We start from the raw sequence: 15147 nt of genomic DNA, 5'->3' as shown, positions 1-15147 counted from the left end.
CGGACCCATGAGTGAGAAAAGCTACGACCTCGTCATCATCGGTTCCGGCCCCGGCGGCTATGTGGCGGCGGTGCGCGCCGCGCAACTCGGCATGAAGACCGCCATCGTGGAACGCGACAAGCTGGGCGGCATCTGCCTCAACTGGGGCTGCATCCCGACCAAGGCCTTGTTGCGCTCGGCGGAAGTCTACGACCTCATCGAGCGGGCGGAGGAGTTCGGCCTCAAGGTCGAAAACCCGTCCTATGACGCCGCCGCCATCGTGAAGCGCAGCCGCGAAGTCTCCGAGCGCCTCTCAAAGGGCGTCGGCTTCCTGATGAAGAAGAACAAGATCGACGTCATCGAAGGCTCCGGCCGTCTCGCGGGCGAAGGTGTCGTTGAGGCCGAGACGAAAGACGGCAAACAGACCCTGAAGGCGAAGAACATCACCCTCGCCACCGGCGCGCGGGCGCGGACCCTGCCGGGGCTCGAACCCGACGGCAAACTCGTCTGGACCTATCGCGAGGCCATGGTGCCCGAAGCCATGCCGAAATCGCTGCTGGTCGTCGGTTCCGGCGCCATCGGTATCGAGTTTGCGAGTTTCTATCGCGCCTTCGGCTGCGAGGTCACGGTCGTCGAGGTGATGGACCGCATCCTGCCGGTCGAAGACGAGGAAATCTCCAAAATGGCGGCCCGCGCCTTCAAGAAGCGCGGCATGAAAATCATGACGGGCGCCAAGGTCGAAAAGCTCGACAAGCAGAAGGACGGCGTCAAGGCGACCGTGACCAACGCTCAGGGCAAATCCGAAACCATCGAGGTCGAGCGCGTCATCTCCGCCGTCGGCATCACCGGCAATGTCGAAAAGATCGGGCTGGAAGACGCAGGCATCAAGGTCGAGAAGGGCCATGTCGTCGTCGATGAATGGCTCCGCACCGGCGTGAAGGGCGTCTATGCCATCGGCGATCTCGTCGGCGCGCCCTGGCTTGCCCACAAGGCCATGCATGAAGGCGTCATCGCCGTGGAGCATATGGCCGGCGTGAAAGGGCTTCATCCGCTCGACGTGAAGAAAGTGCCAGGTTGCACCTATTCCGCGCCGCAGATCGCCAGCGTCGGCCTCACCGAGGCGCAGGCGACGGAGAAGGGCCACAAGGTCAAGGTCGGCCGTTTTCCCTTCACCGGCAATGGCAAGGCCATCGCGCTCGGGGAAGATCAGGGGCTCATCAAGACCATTTTCGATGAGAAAACCGGCGAACTGCTCGGCGCGCATATGATCGGCGCAGAGGTGACAGAGCTCATTCAGGGCTATACGGTGGCCAAAAATCTGGAGACGACCGAAGCCGAGCTGATGCACACCATCTTCCCACATCCCACATTGTCGGAGATGATGCATGAGTCCGTGCTCGATGCGTATCAGAGAGCACTCCATATCTGACGGCGAATATGTTCGACATTTTGTTGACGCCCGGTGCCTGGGCAAGCCTTGCAACGCTGACGGTGCTCGAGGTCGTTCTCGGCGTCGACAATCTGATCTTCCTGTCGATTATCGCCGGGCGTCTGCCGAAAAGTCAGCAGAAGCTCGGCCGAAGGCTCGGTCTGCTGGCCGCCGTGGTTACGCGGCTCGGCCTGCTGGCGTCCGCCGCCTGGGTGGTCACGCTGACCGATCCCGTTTTCACGCTGGAGGACTTTGCCGTTTCATGGCGCGACCTGCTGCTTATGGGAGGCGGCCTTTTCCTGCTCGCGAAATCCACCCTCGAAATCCATGAATCCGTGGAGGGCGAGGAGGAGGAGCAATGCGGACCCGCAAAGGTTGCGAAGAGCGCCCTTGCCATGGTCGTGCTTCAGATCGCCGTCATCGACATCGTCTTTTCCTTCGACAGCGTCATGACCGCCGTCGGCATGTCCGACCATTTCGAGATCATGGCGACCGCCGTGGTCATCGCCGTCATCGTGATGATTTTTGCCGCCGAGCCCGTCAGCGCCTTTGTCGAGAAGCATCCGACGGTGAAGATGCTGGCGCTCAGCTTCCTCATCCTGATCGGCGTCTCGCTCATTGCGGACGGCCTGCATTTCCATATTCCGAAGGGCTATCTCTACTTCGCCGTGGCCTTCTCGGTCGGCGTGGAAGCGCTCAATCTCTGGGCCTCGCGCCGCAGGGCTGAAAGAGCCGCCCGGAAAGAGTAGCCTTGAAGGAATATTCGTCGCGCCGTATGGGGGAGGAGACCGGATGGCACGTACCGATGAGACCGGCTTGAAGAAGCCGGCAAACGCCGTCGTCATACTGCTCGACAGCCTCAACCGCCACATGCTGGGCGCCTATGGCGGCACCGAGTTCGCAACGCCGCATCTCGACCGCTTCGCGCAGCGCGCGACGCGCTTTACGAACCATTTCACCGGCTCATTGCCTTGCATGCCTGCGCGGCACGACATTCTCTGCGGCGCGCTCGATTTCCTCTGGCGCCCCTGGGGCTCCGTCGAGATCTGGGAAGACGCCATCACCTATGAGCTGCGCGCGAAAGGCGTGACGACGCAGCTCATCTCCGACCATCCCCATCTCTTCGAGACCGGCGGCGAGAACTACCACGTCGATTTTTCCGCCTGGGATTATCAGCGCGGTCATGAGGGCGATTTGTGGAAGACGCGCCCCGATCCGAGCTGGGCCGGTGCGCCGCAATTCCTTTTCGACCGCCACATGCCCTATGACAATTCGCGCGGCTGGTTCAAGGGCGAGGAAGATTTTCCCGGCCCCCGCACCATGGGCGCCGCCGCCCGCTGGATCGACGAGAATGCGGGCCATCACGACCGCTTCATGCTCTTCATCGACGAGTTCGACCCGCATGAGCCTTTCGACACGCCGGAGCCCTATGCCTCCATGTATGACGCCGACTGGGAGGGCCCCCATCTCATCTGGCCGCCCTATATTCGCGGCGCTATCGAGAAGGGCATTCTCGACGAACGGCAGGCAAGGCAGATTCGCGCCTGCTACGGCGGCAAGCTCACCATGATCGACGCCTGGTTTGGCAAGCTGCTCGACGCGCTGGACCGCAATAACTTGTGGGACGACACGCTCGTCATCCTCTGCACCGATCACGGCCATTATCTCGGCGAGAAGGACATCTGGGGCAAACCCGGCGTTCCGGTCTATGAGCCGCTCGGCCATATCCCGCTGATGCTTGCGCATCCCGGCGTTGAACCCGGCACCTGCGACGCGCTCACCACCAGCGTCGACCTCTTCGCGACGCTCGCCGATCTCTTTGGCGTCGAGGCGCGCCAGCGCACGCACGGGAAATCGCTACTGCCGCTTCTCTCCGGCGAGGCTGCGTCGGTGCGCGACTGGCTGCTGACCGGCGTCTGGGGCAGGGAGGTCCACTATATCGACGGCATGCACAAATATGCCCGCGCGCCCTCGGACAGCAACGCGCCGCTTGCCATGCTCTCCAACCGCTGGTCCACCATGCCCACCCATGTGCTGACGCGGGAACAGGAACTGCCGCTGCCCGATGATCGCGCCTTTCTCGACCGCATGCCCGGCAGCGACGTGCCGGTCATTCACCAGCCATGGGACGAGAGCGACGCCGTTCCCTTCTGGGCGCGGGCGAAATTCACCGGCAACCATCTCTTCAACCTTTCCGACGATCCTGTTGAGGAGCGCAATCTCGCCGGCACCGCAAAGGAAAAGGAGCTGGCCGAAGCGCTCGAAAGCGCCCTGCGCGAGCTGGAAGCGCCCGATGCGCAGTTTACCCGTCTCGGCTTGAATTGAATCCGGATTCACGGATGATTTGCTTGAATCTGTCAGAACGTCTATCCATGTCCTGAATACCCCGGCATATGGCGGAGCTTATGGTCACGATCGTCGATAAAACGCAGGCGGAAAGCGCGAAGCCGCGCCCGCGCCATCCTGAAAAAGCCCATCGCCCCGACACGCCCATTCTGCGCAAACCGGAATGGATCCGCGTGAAGGCGCCCGGCTCGCCCGTCTATCGCGAGACGAAGAAGATCGTGAAGGATCACGAGCTCGTCACGGTGTGCGAGGAAGCCGGCTGCCCGAATATCGGCGAATGCTGGACCAAGAAGCACGCCACCATGATGATCCTGGGCGACACCTGCACGCGCGCCTGTTCGTTCTGCAATGTGAAGACCGGTCTGCCGGCCCCCGTCGATACGAAAGAACCTGAACATGTGGCCGAGGCCGTTGCCAAGCTCGGCCTGCGCCATGTGGTCATCACCTCGGTGGACCGCGACGACCTCGCCGATGGCGGCGCACAGCATTTCGTCGATGTGATCGAGCGCATCCGCGAATATTCGCCCGGCACCACGGTCGAAATCCTGACGCCGGACTTCCTGCGCAAGGACGGCGCGCTGGAGCGCGTCGTGGAAGCGCGCCCCGACGTCTTCAACCACAATCTGGAAACCGTGCCGCGGCTCTATCTGAAGATCCGTCCCGGCGCGCGCTATTTCCATTCGCTACGCCTGCTGCAGCGGGTGAAGGAACTCGACCCGACGATCTTCACCAAGTCCGGCATCATGGTCGGCCTTGGCGAAGCGCGCGAGGAAGTGCTTCAGGTGATGGACGACATGCGCTCTGCGGATATCGATTTCCTCACCATCGGTCAGTATCTCCAGCCCACGCGCAAACATGCGGCCATCGACCGTTTCGTGACGCCGGAGGAGTTCAAATCTTATGAGACGATTGCGCGGACCAAGGGGTTCCTGCTGGTCTCGTCGAGCCCGCTGACGCGCTCCTCCTATCACGCGGATGAGGATTTCGCGAAGCTGCAGGACGCCCGCAACGCGGCCGTCGACGGCAAAGGGGCCTGAGGCGTCGCATGCCCGCGCATGAGCAGAGCCAGGACGTGCCTTATCCGGCGCGCGACATGTATGCGCTCGTCGCCGATATTGCGAGCTATTCGGATTTCCTGCCCTGGTGCAATGCGGCCCGCATCCGCAAGCGCGAGCCCGCGGGCGATGAAGCGCCGGGCGGCGAAATCGTCGTGGCCGACCTCATCGTCTCCTACAAGCTGTTGCGCGAGCAGTTTACCAGCCGCGTCGTGCTGGACCCTGCAAAACTCACCATCGATGTCGGCTATATCAAGGGCCCGTTCAAATATCTGATGAACAAATGGCGCTTCGAGGAACTGCCCAATGGCGGCTCGCGCGTCTATTTCTCCATCGACTTCGAATTCAAGAGCCGCATGCTCGAACGCCTGATCGGCGAGTTCTTTGATCGGGCATTGATGAAGATGATGGGCGCTTTTCTTCAGCGCGCGGACGAACTTTACGGGAACACGGCAGAAAGTTAACGGCGTTCACATCATCCGGCGTGCAAGATTAAGCGCCGTCTCGATGCTGTTCATCCGGATCTCGCCGCGCCCGATATCGCCGAACCTCTCCATCTCATGTTCCAGCCGCCGGTTCATCCGCGCCGCGCCGAAATGAACGAGGCCGACCGGCTTCATCGGCGTGCCGCCGCCGGGTCCGGCAATGCCTGTCACGGAAATCGCGATATGCGCCCGGCTGTTGTTGAGCGCGCCTTCCGCCATGGCGCGGGCGACAGGCTCGCTCACCGCGCCGAAATCGGCGATGAGATCGCCCGGCACATCCAGCATCTCGCGCTTGGCCTCGTTGGAATAGACGACGAACCCGCGCTCCACCACGGCGGAAGATCCCGGCACTTCGGTCAGAAGCCCGGCAATCAGCCCGCCGGTGCAGGATTCCGCGGTAACGATTTTCAGCCCCGCATCCTTCAAATCGCCGACCAGCAATTCCGCAAGATGAAGAAGGCGCGTGGGAAAGAGGCTCATATCAGGCTCGCAATCGCAATGTCGGCAACGATGAAGACAAGCACGGCATAAAAGGCCGCGATGACATCGTCGAGCATAATGCCGAACCCGCCCTTGATGCGACCGTCCGCCCAGCCGATAGGCCAGGGTTTGAGGATGTCGAAGAAGCGGAACAGCAAGAACCCGGCGAACCAGTTGAACGGGGTGACGGGCAGGGCGGCCAGAACCAGCCAGAGCGCGGCGACCTCGTCGACCACGACCTCCGACGGATCGTCGCGCCCCAGCGCCAGCGCATAGCGTTGCGAGGCCCATAACCCGGCGCCGAACAGGAGAACGCCGGCAAGCGCCAGCCAGAACGCGCCGCCGACCCACCAGATCAGCAGGGCGAAGGGGACCGCTGCCACAGAGCCCCAGGTGCCGGGAGCCTTGGGCAGCAGGCCGCTGCCGAGCCATGTGGCGATCAGCACCACCGGATGGCTGAGAGAAAGTCCCCGAGGCGGGCTGGTGAATTGCGCCATAAAGCGTCCTCTCGTCCTTTTCAGCGGAAGCGAAGCGTCGCGGCGGCCTGGGCGGCGATGCCTTCTCCGCGCCCGGTAAAGCCGAGCCCTTCCGTCGTCGTGGCCTTCACGCTGACCCGTTCCGGGCCGATCTGCAAGATGTCCGAGATACGTTCGCGCATGGCCTCCGCATGCGGTCCGATCTTGGGCTTCTCGCAAATCAGCGTGAGGTCTACATGGGTCACCTCCGCGCCCGCCTCGCGTGCGAGCCTGGCTGCATGGGCAAGAAAGACATCGGATGAGGCGCCCTTCCATTGCGGATCGGAAGGCGGAAAGTGTTTGCCGATATCGCCCTGCGCGATGGCGCCCAGAATGGCGTCGGTAATGGCATGAAGCCCGGCATCGGCATCGGAATGCCCGAGAAGACCGTGAGAGTGAGGCACCTTCACCCCGCACAGCATCACATGATCGCCGGGGCCGAAGCGATGCACGTCGAAGCCTTGTCCGGTGCGGTATTCGCTCGCACCGGCGAGCAGTCTGGTCGCACGCATCAGATCCTCTGCGCTTGTGATCTTGAAATTGTCGTCATCGCCCGGCACGACCGAGACCTTGATCCCGGCGGCGGCCCCGACGGCCACATCGTCCGTATACGATGTGTTGCCGTCGCGGCGGGCCTCGCGATGAGCGGCAAGGATGGAAGGGAAGTGGAAGCCTTGCGGGGTCTGCGCGCGCCACAACCCTTCACGCGAAACCGCGTCGCCTGCGAGCCCGTTATGGGCGTGGCGCAACGTATCGGCCACCGGCAGGCCCGGCATGACCCCGCGATGGGTTTCAAGCGCCCTGATCGTGTCGTCGATCAGCCGCGCCGAGACGAAGGGTCGCGCAGCGTCATGAATGAGCACGGCATCGGGGGCATGGTCTTCCAGCGCCTCGAGCCCGAACAGCACGGAGGCCTGCCGCGTGTCGCCCCCGGTCACGGGCGGGAGGAGGCCGGCGAGGCCCGCGACGGCATCGTCGAAGGCGGCATGATCGTCCGCATGAATGACGGTCAGCACGGCGTCGATGCTGGGATGGGTCGAAAAGGCCCGCAATGTGCGCCGCAGCACCGGTTCTCCGGCCAGATCGCGGTACTGTTTCGGCGCCCCGGGCCCGGCCCGGCTGCCTCGTCCGGCGGCGACGATGAGAGCGGCAATCTTCATAACCAAGCCTCAAGCTCTGCCTTTTTAGAGGCAGGGGTAAAAAACTGCCCATGATTTCGGCAAATTTCGTGAATTACCTTGCCGAAATGCCCTCGAATGGGTAACTTGTTAAAAAATTGTGCAGTCAAACTTGGTGCCTAAATTTTGAACATAGAGATTGCGTCTCATAATCTCGCTTCCCGCGTCCTTCTGGCGCCAATGGCCGGTATCACCGACCTGCCGTTCCGCCGGGTCGCGTCGCGCTGCGGTGCCGGGCTTGTCGTCTCCGAGATGGTCGCGAGCGATCAGCTCGTGCAGGAAAGGCCCGATGTCGTGCGGCGGGCAAGTGGCGCGGGCGAGTTTTCTCCCCTTGTTATTCAGTTGGCGGGCCGCGAGGCGCATTGGATGGCCGAAGGCGCCAGAATGGCTGAAGCCGCCGGCGCAGACATTATCGATATTAACATGGGCTGTCCCGCCAAACAGGTCACGAGTGGCCTGTCGGGTTCCGCGCTGATGCGCGATCTGGACCATGCGCTGGCGCTGGTGGAGGCGACCGTCGAGGCGGTATCGGTGCCCGTGACGCTGAAGATGCGGACGGGGTGGGACGATAGCAGCCGCAACGCGCCGGAGCTGGCCCGCCGGGCAGAGGCCGCGGGCGTCCGGATGCTGACCGTGCACGGCCGCACGCGCTGCCAGTTTTATAAAGGCCGCGCGGACTGGAATTTCATTGCAGAGGTGAAGAAGGCTGTCTCGGTTCCCGTCATCGCCAATGGCGATGTGCTGACCTGCGCAGACGCCCGCGCGATCCTCGATGCGAGCGGGGCCGACGGCGTGATGATCGGGCGGGGCGCTCAGGGCCGTCCCTGGTTCCTGCGCCAGGCCGGCCATTTTCTGGAGACGGGTGAGGAACTGCCCGATCCCGGTTGGGCCGAGCAGGGCGAGATCGTTCTCTCGCATTATCGCGACATGCTCGAACATTACGACCTTGCCCATGGCGCGCGCCTCGCGCGAAAGCATCTCGTCTGGTACCTCGAAGCGGCATCCCGCACATTCCCCGAGGAAGCCATGGCGCTGCGGCGCCGGATCGTTCGTATGGACGATCCCGACGAGGTGCTGAGCGAACTCGCGCGTTTTTATGAATTCGCAGCCGAAGCCGAACCGGCCGCAAAGCGGGAGGCTGCATAATGTCTCAGGCCGTCAAATCTCCCTCTGCCAGCCTGCCGCCGGAAGCCGCGGTCATTCTCAAGGCGATGCCGCATCCGGTTATTCTGATCGATAGCAATCAGCACATCGAATATGTGAATGACAGCGCGCAGGAATTCTTTGCCTCCAGTTCGGCCTTGCTCGAAGGGCACCGGCTGGACGAGATCATCGCCTTTGGCAGCCCGGTTCTGTCGTTGATCGAACAGGTTCTGGACCGGGGCGTTTCCGTCAACGAGTATGGTGTGGAAATCTCGAGCCCGCGCTTCGGTGAGCGTCAGGTCGACATTCAGGTGTCGCCCATGGTCGAGTATCCGGGTCACTGTCTCCTGCTGCTTCAGGTGCGCACCATGGCGCAGAAGATGGACCGACAGCTGACCCATCGCGGTGCGGCGCGTTCCGTCACCGGCATGGCCGCCATTCTTGCCCATGAGATCAAGAACCCGCTCTCGGGTATTCGCGGCGCGGCGCAGCTTCTGGAAATTTCCGGCAGCGCCGACGACAAGGCCCTGACGCGCCTCATCTGCGACGAGACCGACCGTATCTGCAAGCTTGTCGACCGGATGGAAGTCTTTTCCGACGAGCGTCCCGTGCCGCGCGAGCCGGTGAATATTCACCTCGTGCTGGGCCATGTGAAGCAGCTCGCCCAGACGGGCTTTGCAAGCAATGTGAAGATCACCGAGGAATACGACCCCTCGCTGCCGCCGGTTCTGGGCGACAAGGACCAGCTCATACAGGTCTTTCTGAACCTCGTGAAAAACGCCGCCGAGGCGATCGACCGCCCCGATGGCGAGATCACCCTGACCACGGCCTATCGCCCGGGTGTGCGCCTTTCCATGCCCGGCAGCCGCGACCGGGTGAGCCTGCCGCTCGAAATTTGCGTGATCGATAACGGATCGGGCGTTCCCGACGATCTGGTGGAACATCTGTTCGACCCCTTCGTGACGACCAAGTCTTCGGGGACGGGACTTGGGCTTGCGTTGGTAGCCAAGATCGTCGGCGATCACGGCGGCATCATCGAATGCGAGAATCAGCCGCATGGAGCGCTCTTCCGCGTTCTGATGCCGATGCATTCGGGTGCATTGCCGGCCGTCGGGCGCGACGGGGAGGGATTGTCGGAGGGCATTTCAACAGGCGCTGAGAAGCGCGTTCCGTAAACGGAGTATATTATGCCGAGTGGTACCATTCTTCTGGCCGACGACGATGCCGCGATCCGCACCGTGCTGAACCAGGCCCTTGGTCGGGTCGGGTACGAGGTCCGCTCCACCGGCAATGCCTCGACATTGTGGCGCTGGGTCAATCAGGGGGACGGCGATCTCATCATCACCGATGTGGTGATGCCCGACGAGAACGCTTTCGATCTCATTCCGCGCATCAAGCGGGCGCGTCCGGAATTGCCGATTGTGGTGATGAGCGCGCAGAACACGCTCAAGACCGCGATCACCGCCGCCGAACGCGGCGCCTATGAATATCTGCCCAAGCCCTTCGACCTGAACGAACTCATCCGCGTCGTGGACAGGGCGATGACCCAGCCGCGCGAGCCTGCGGTGGCGCGTTCCAAGGAAGAAGACGGCGAAAAGATACCGCTGATCGGCCGCTCGCCCGCGATGCAGGACATTTACCGTGTCCTGGCGCGCCTGATGCAGACCGACCTCACGGTGATGATTGCCGGCGAGTCCGGAACGGGCAAGGAGCTGGTGGCGCGCGCGCTTCACGATTATGGCCGCCGCCGTAAAGGCCCCTTCGTGGCGGTGAACATGGCCGCCATTCCGCGCGAGTTGATCGAGAGCGAACTCTTCGGTCACGAGAAGGGCGCTTTTACCGGCGCCAACCAGCGCGCCACGGGCCGCTTCGAGCAGGCCGAGGGCGGCACGCTCTTCCTCGATGAAATCGGCGACATGCCGATGGAGGCCCAGACCCGTCTTTTGCGCGTGCTTCAGCAGGGCGAATACACCACCGTCGGCGGGCGCACGCCGATCAAGACCGATGTGCGCATCGTCGCGGCGACCAACCGCGACCTGCGCCAGCTGATCAATCAGGGGCTCTTCCGCGAGGATCTGTTCTTCCGGCTGAACGTCGTGCCGATAAGGTTGCCTCCCTTGCGCGAACGCTCGGAGGATATTCCCGATCTCGTCCGGCACTTCCTGGCTCTGGCCGAGCAGGAGGGGCTGGCGACCAAGATGATCGACGCGGAAGGCATGGAACTCCTGAAGCGGTATCGCTGGCCGGGCAATGTCCGCGAGCTTGAAAACCTCGTGCGACGTCTGGCGGCTCTCTATACCGAGGAGACGATTGGCGCCGATATTCTGGAGGTGGAGCTCGCCGAACCCGAATTCGGCAAGCCGGAGGCCCAGCCGCCCGCCGACGAGCCGCTCTCGGCGGCGGTCGAACGGACGCTGAGCCGGCTTTTCGCCGCTCACGGCGATGAATTGCCGCCCGCCGGTCTCTATGAGCGCCTCATGCTGGAGGTCGAAAAGCCGCTCTTTTCCATGTCTCTGGCCGCGACGAGGGGCAATCAGATCAAGGCCGCGCATCTTCTGGGCATCAACCGGAATACGTTGCGCAAGAAAATCCGGGAGCTGGACATACAGGTAATTCGCGGAATCAAGTGATCTTCATGTCATGGTGATGTAATACAGCCACAATGTGGTTGATCGGACGCGATTGGCGATACAATATTGTCCGGCGACGCACAGGCTGCGTGGCGTATTAGGCACAGCGGAACCCGGAAAGGCGCATCTGGCGCCATGTGCAACCGGCCCCGCGGGATCGTGACATGACCTCTACATTCGATGCGGGAAAGGTCGGGGCCGACTGGTTCAAGGCCGTGGAAAGCCGGGTCTGGCGCATCATGGCGCGCCGCGGCTTCTCTACCGTGTTCGCGATCGGCCTGGTCATTCTGGCGATCCTTCTGGGGGCCTTCACCTATATGCTGCTGACGGGGCTCACCCCGTTCAAGCCCAGCGAAGGCCTCATCATCACGCTGCTGATCGCCAATCTGGCGATCGTTCTGCTGCTTTTCGCGCTGATCTGCTGGCGCATCATCCGCATCATCATGGCCCGCATCAGCGGCACGGCGGGCGCGAAGCTCCATGCCCGGCTGGTGACCATGTTCGTGATCGTGGCGGTCATGCCGGCGATTATCGTCGCCGTTTTCGCCGGCGTGACCCTCAATCGGGGCCTCGACCGCTGGTTCTCCGACCGCTTGCAGCTCGTCATTTCCAACGCGCAATCGGTCGCCGAGGCCTATCTGAACGAGCACGATCACGTGCTGCGCGGCGATGTGCTGGCCATGGCAACCGACCTCGACCGGGCCGCGCCCTATGTCGCGGGCAATCCCCAGCGCCTGCAAAAGCTCGTCGCCGCGCAGGCGATCCTGCGCTCGCTGCCCTCTGCCTATGTGATCAATTCCGGGGGGCGCATTCTTGCCAAGGCAGTTGCCAGCATGGCGCCGGAAATCGGCATGCCGAGCGACGAGCAGTTCAACCGGGCCGATCAGGGCGAGTCTGTTCTTTTCACCATGTCGGACGAAAACCAGATCCGCGCCCTGGTGAAACTCAACGCCTATCAGGACGCCTATCTTTATGTGGCGCGGATCGTGGACGCCAAGGTGCTGCGCCATCTGGCCCAGTCGCGCGAGGCGGTTAGCGAATATGAGGATCTGGAGAAGCGCCGCTTCACCTTCCAGATCACCTTTGCGCTCATCTATGTCGCCGTGGCGCTCATCACGCTGCTGGCGGCCATCTGGCTCGGCCTTTGGGCCGCCAACCGGATCGTGGAGCCCATTTCGCGTCTCGTGCGCGCATCGGAGCGGGTGCGCGAGGGCGATCTTTCCACGCGTGTCGAGATGGAAGGCACCGGCGACGAGATCGACGATCTCAGCAATTCCTTCAACCGCATGACGAGCCAGCTCGAAAATCAGCGTACCGAGCTCGTGGCCGCCAACCACCAGCTCGATCAGCGCAGCCAGTTCACCGAGGCGGTGCTCTCCGGCGTCAGCGCCGGCGTGCTCGGCCTCGACAATGAAGCCCATATCACCCTTGCCAATCGCGCCGCGCTGAGATTTTTCGGCAAGACGGCGGACGAAATGATCGGCCGGAACATCATGGTGGCCGTGCCGGAAATGTACGGCGCCGTGTCCGATGCGCGCGCCTGGCCCGAGCGCACGGCGCATCGTCAGGTCGTGCTCCTCCAAAGCGGTCAGGAACGCACGCTCAATATTCGCGTGACGCGCGAAATGACGGAGAGCGGGCAGGGCGGTTTCGTTCTTACCTTCGATGACATTACCGAGCTCGTTCATGCCCAGCGCACCGCCGCATGGGCCGATGTGGCCCGCCGCATCGCGCATGAAATCAAGAACCCGCTGACGCCCATTCAACTGTCGGCGGAGCGCATTCGACGCAAATACGGTAAGGAAATCACGACCGACCCGGAAATCTTCGAGCAATGCACCGAGACGATTATCCGGCAGGTCAACGACATCGGCCGCATGGTGGACGAGTTCTCCTCCTTCGCGCGCATGCCCTCCGCGCTCATCAAGGTTGTCGATCTCAACGAGATCTTGCGCCAGGCGGTCTTCCTGCAGCGCGTCGCCAATTCGGATATCGATTACGCGCTCAATGTGCCCGACGCATCGGCCCTGCTGGAATGCGACGGTCGGCTGGTCAGTCAGGCGCTGACCAACATTCTGAAGAATGCCGCCGAAGCTATTCGCGGCCATGACGTCGACGCGGAAGACGAGGGCGACGCCTCCGAAACCGGCGGCGAGAGAAAGCCGATTGGCCGTATCGACGTGGCTCTCTCCGTCGAGCCCGAATACATCGTGATTCAGGTGACGGATTCAGGCTGCGGCCTTCCCGAGACGGACAGGATGCGTCTGACCGAGCCCTATATGACGACACGGGCCAAGGGAACGGGCCTCGGCCTCGCAATCGTGAACAAGGTAATGGAAGACCATGGCGGGCAGCTGGAGCTGGATGATGCGCCGGCTGCCGAGGGATGGGAAAGCGGCGCGCGGATTACGCTTCGTTTCCCGCGTCAGCGCAAATCGGCCGACGGAGAAAACAACACCGACGACGCGGCCGGCAGGGAAGAAGTAAAGGAAGAGGCGGTCAATGGCGTCTGATATTCTGATTGTCGATGACGAAGCGGATATCCGGGAACTCGTTTCCGGCATATTGAACGACGAGGGATATACGACCCGTATGGCGGGGGACGGCGACAGCGCGCTCGCCGCCATCGAGGCGCGGCTGCCCGGTCTTGTCATTCTGGACATCTGGTTGCAAGGCTCGCGGCTCGACGGGCTGGAACTGCTCGACATCATCCGCGAGCGTCATCCGGACCTGCCGGTCGTCATCATTTCCGGCCACGGCAATGTCGAAACGGCCGTCTCCGCCATCAAGGAGGGCGCTTATGATTTCGTCGAAAAGCCCTTCAAGGCGGACCGGCTCATCCTGATCGTGCGGCGCGCCATCGAGGCCTACCGCCTGCGCCGCGAAAACGACGAGCTGCGCAATCGCGTCGGCGACGACATGACCATGATCGGCTTCTCGCCCGCGATAGGTCAGGTTCGCCAGACCATCGACAAGGTCGCGCCGACCAACAGCCGCGTTCTGATTACGGGACCGTCCGGCGCCGGCAAGGAAGTCGTCGCGCGGCTGCTGCACGGGCGTTCGCGACGCGCCAGCCATGCCTTCGTCGCCTTGAACGCAGCCAATATGGCGCCCGAACGCATGGAGGAAGAGCTTTTCGGCACAGAGGCCTCCGCCTCGGGCCCGCGCAAGGTTGGCGTTTTCGAGCAGGCCCATGGCGGAACGCTCTTTCTGGATGAAGTCGCCGAAATGCCGCTGGAGACGCAGAGCAAGATCCTGCGCGTGCTTGTCGATCAGACCTTCGAGCGTGTCGGCGGATCGCAGCGTGTGAAGGTCGATGTCCGCGTCGTCTCTTCCTCCAGCCGCGATCTCGCGGAGGAAATCGCCAAGGCCCGGTTCCGCGAAGACCTCTACCACCGGCTGAATGTCGTGCCGATCCATGTGCCCTCGCTGTCGAGTCGGCGGGAAGATATTCCGTTTCTTGTCGAATATTTCATGGCGCAGGTGTCCAAGGCGACGGGCCTTCCGCCGCGCCGCGTCTCCGACGATGCGATGGCGGCCCTCCAGTCGCATGACTGGCCGGGCAATGTCCGCCAGCTGCGCAACAATGTGGAGCGCATGCTCATCCTCACCTCCGGCGATGCCAATGCGGTGATCTCCACCGATATGCTGCCGGCGGAAGTCAGTTCCTCCTCGCAAATGTCGGTCAGTGGCACGGGCGGCGAACATATTATGGCGCTCCCCCTGCGCGAGGCGCGGGAAACCTTCGAGCGCGAATATCTGATTGCGCAGATCAGCCGTTTCGGGGGAAATATCTCGCGTACCGCCGCCTTTATCGGTATGGAGCGGTCGGCGCTGCACCGGAAGCTGAAATCGCTGGGTGTGGCAACATCGAACAGGCAGGAAGCCTGAGATAACTCAAGATACA

The 15147-nt window shown here is 62.7% G+C and carries 13 protein-coding genes; 10 read left to right on the top strand and 3 right to left on the bottom strand.

All coding sequences use genetic code 11. From position 1 onward, the window contains the following. The first annotated feature begins 7 nt into the window (after window positions 1-7). The 5 genes from lpdA to ACSSVQ_RS02415 all read left to right on the top strand — a co-directional run bounded on the left by lpdA (window position 8) and on the right by ACSSVQ_RS02415 (window position 5273). A complete protein-coding gene (gene lpdA, locus ACSSVQ_RS02435; protein ID WP_454180692.1) occupies window positions 8-1408 on the top strand; it encodes a dihydrolipoyl dehydrogenase in 1401 nt (466 codons plus the stop codon). An 8-nt stretch (window positions 1409-1416) separates the two neighbouring features. Beyond that, the gene (locus tag ACSSVQ_RS02430) at window positions 1417-2157 is read left to right on the top strand and encodes a TerC family protein (protein WP_454180691.1); all 741 of its coding nucleotides are present in this window, start codon (window positions 1417-1419) and stop codon (window positions 2155-2157) included. Between the two features lie 43 nt (window positions 2158-2200). After that, window positions 2201-3733: a sulfatase gene (locus ACSSVQ_RS02425; RefSeq protein WP_454180690.1), complete on the top strand. Its 1533-nt coding sequence runs from the start codon at window positions 2201-2203 to the stop codon at window positions 3731-3733. An 80-nt stretch (window positions 3734-3813) separates the two neighbouring features. Beyond that, a complete protein-coding gene (gene lipA / locus ACSSVQ_RS02420; protein WP_293324393.1) occupies window positions 3814-4791 on the top strand; it encodes a lipoyl synthase in 978 nt (325 codons plus the stop codon). 8 nt (window positions 4792-4799) lie between these two features. Further along, a complete protein-coding gene (locus ACSSVQ_RS02415; protein ID WP_454180689.1) occupies window positions 4800-5273 on the top strand; it encodes a type II toxin-antitoxin system RatA family toxin in 474 nt (157 codons plus the stop codon). Window positions 5274-5279: 6 nt separating this feature from the next. On the opposite strand, the gene ACSSVQ_RS02410 is transcribed toward ACSSVQ_RS02415, so the two are convergent. Genes ACSSVQ_RS02410 through ACSSVQ_RS02400 form a run of 3 tightly spaced genes read right to left on the bottom strand, consistent with a single transcriptional unit; the run spans window position 5280 to window position 7449 of the window. Next, the gene (locus tag ACSSVQ_RS02410; RefSeq protein WP_454180688.1) at window positions 5280-5774 is read right to left on the bottom strand and encodes a CinA family protein; all 495 of its coding nucleotides are present in this window, start codon (window positions 5772-5774) and stop codon (window positions 5280-5282) included. Beyond that, the gene (locus ACSSVQ_RS02405; RefSeq protein ID WP_293324297.1) at window positions 5771-6271 is read right to left on the bottom strand and encodes a phosphatidylglycerophosphatase A family protein; all 501 of its coding nucleotides are present in this window, start codon (window positions 6269-6271) and stop codon (window positions 5771-5773) included. The genes ACSSVQ_RS02410 and ACSSVQ_RS02405 overlap by 4 nt, the downstream gene beginning before the upstream one ends. 20 nt (window positions 6272-6291) lie before the next feature. After that, window positions 6292-7449 carry a bifunctional 2-C-methyl-D-erythritol 4-phosphate cytidylyltransferase/2-C-methyl-D-erythritol 2,4-cyclodiphosphate synthase gene (locus ACSSVQ_RS02400; RefSeq protein ID WP_454180687.1) on the bottom strand — a complete coding sequence of 386 codons (1158 nt, stop codon included), beginning with the start codon at window positions 7447-7449 and terminating at the stop codon, window positions 6292-6294. A gap of 150 nt (window positions 7450-7599) precedes the next feature. On the opposite strand from ACSSVQ_RS02400, the gene dusB reads away from it, so the two are divergent. From dusB to ntrX, 5 genes are all read left to right on the top strand, one after another. Continuing rightward, a complete protein-coding gene (gene dusB / locus ACSSVQ_RS02395) occupies window positions 7600-8613 on the top strand; it encodes a tRNA dihydrouridine synthase DusB (protein WP_454184634.1) in 1014 nt (337 codons plus the stop codon). After that, a complete protein-coding gene (locus ACSSVQ_RS02390; protein WP_454180686.1) occupies window positions 8613-9785 on the top strand; it encodes a two-component system sensor histidine kinase NtrB in 1173 nt (390 codons plus the stop codon). The genes dusB and ACSSVQ_RS02390 overlap by 1 nt, the downstream gene beginning before the upstream one ends. A 12-nt stretch (window positions 9786-9797) precedes the next feature. Then, window positions 9798-11240 (top strand): nitrogen regulation protein NR(I), encoded by a 1443-nt coding sequence (gene ntrC, locus ACSSVQ_RS02385; RefSeq protein ID WP_167095232.1) that lies wholly within the window; start codon window positions 9798-9800, stop codon window positions 11238-11240. A gap of 164 nt (window positions 11241-11404) precedes the next feature. Continuing rightward, the gene (locus ACSSVQ_RS02380) at window positions 11405-13753 is read left to right on the top strand and encodes an ATP-binding protein (protein WP_454180685.1); all 2349 of its coding nucleotides are present in this window, start codon (window positions 11405-11407) and stop codon (window positions 13751-13753) included. Then, window positions 13743-15131 (top strand): nitrogen assimilation response regulator NtrX, encoded by a 1389-nt coding sequence (ntrX, locus tag ACSSVQ_RS02375; protein ID WP_454180684.1) that lies wholly within the window; start codon window positions 13743-13745, stop codon window positions 15129-15131. Before ACSSVQ_RS02380 ends, ntrX begins: the two co-directional genes overlap by 11 nt. The last annotated feature ends 16 nt before the right edge of the window (window positions 15132-15147 follow it).

This window comes from Parvibaculum sp. MBR-TMA-1.3b-4.2, from assembly GCF_053628815.1.
Note: the sequence above shows the minus strand (reverse complement) of the source record. Positions and strands in the feature narration are given on the sequence as shown.

What these genes read in the sequence shown, in the direction of transcription:
- lpdA (WP_454180692.1), top strand. Translation starts at nt 8, where the DNA reads ATGAGTGAGAAAAGCTACGACCTCGTCATCATCGGTTCCGGCCCCGGC.
- ACSSVQ_RS02430 (WP_454180691.1), top strand. Translation starts at nt 1,417, where the DNA reads ATGTTCGACATTTTGTTGACGCCCGGTGCCTGGGCAAGCCTTGCAACG.
- ACSSVQ_RS02425 (WP_454180690.1), top strand. Translation starts at nt 2,201, where the DNA reads ATGGCACGTACCGATGAGACCGGCTTGAAGAAGCCGGCAAACGCCGTC.
- lipA (WP_293324393.1), top strand. Translation starts at nt 3,814, where the DNA reads ATGGTCACGATCGTCGATAAAACGCAGGCGGAAAGCGCGAAGCCGCGC.
- ACSSVQ_RS02415 (WP_454180689.1), top strand. Translation starts at nt 4,800, where the DNA reads ATGCCCGCGCATGAGCAGAGCCAGGACGTGCCTTATCCGGCGCGCGAC.
- ACSSVQ_RS02410 (WP_454180688.1), bottom strand. Translation starts at nt 5,774, where the DNA reads ATGAGCCTCTTTCCCACGCGCCTTCTTCATCTTGCGGAATTGCTGGTC.
- ACSSVQ_RS02405 (WP_293324297.1), bottom strand. Translation starts at nt 6,271, where the DNA reads ATGGCGCAATTCACCAGCCCGCCTCGGGGACTTTCTCTCAGCCATCCG.
- ACSSVQ_RS02400 (WP_454180687.1), bottom strand. Translation starts at nt 7,449, where the DNA reads ATGAAGATTGCCGCTCTCATCGTCGCCGCCGGACGAGGCAGCCGGGCC.
- ACSSVQ_RS02390 (WP_454180686.1), top strand. Translation starts at nt 8,613, where the DNA reads ATGTCTCAGGCCGTCAAATCTCCCTCTGCCAGCCTGCCGCCGGAAGCC.
- ntrC (WP_167095232.1), top strand. Translation starts at nt 9,798, where the DNA reads ATGCCGAGTGGTACCATTCTTCTGGCCGACGACGATGCCGCGATCCGC.
- ACSSVQ_RS02380 (WP_454180685.1), top strand. Translation starts at nt 11,405, where the DNA reads ATGACCTCTACATTCGATGCGGGAAAGGTCGGGGCCGACTGGTTCAAG.
- ntrX (WP_454180684.1), top strand. Translation starts at nt 13,743, where the DNA reads ATGGCGTCTGATATTCTGATTGTCGATGACGAAGCGGATATCCGGGAA.